The organism is Streptococcus suis (genome assembly GCF_002960445.1).
Classification (GTDB): domain Bacteria; phylum Bacillota; class Bacilli; order Lactobacillales; family Streptococcaceae; genus Streptococcus; species Streptococcus hyiners.
Genome location: NZ_POJD01000216.1, coordinates 1 through 271, shown reverse-complemented (window position 1 = coordinate 271; position 271 = coordinate 1). Strand labels below are relative to the sequence as shown.

The 271-nt window shown below is 41.7% G+C and carries 1 pseudogene; it reads left to right on the top strand.

Annotated elements, in window-relative coordinates:
• Positions 1–271: pseudogene (locus C1G53_RS08840) on the top strand (prephenate dehydratase); the annotation flags it as partial.

Below are 271 nucleotides of genomic sequence, written 5' to 3'. Positions count from 1 at the left end.
CGAGAATTTTACACGCTTTTGGATTTTGGGGGATAAGGCTCCGTCTATTGCCCTGGAACAAGTAGCTAAAAAAGTCAGTCTTGCACTGACATTGCCAGATAACCTGCCAGGAGCCTTGTATAAGGCCATGTCTGTTTTCTCATGGAGAGGAATCAGCTTAACAAAAATAGAAAGCCGACCCCTGAAAACGGCTTTGGGTGAGTATTTTTTCATACTGGATCTTGACAATCAGTCTGAGGAATTATTAGCCTATTCTCAAAAAGAATTGACT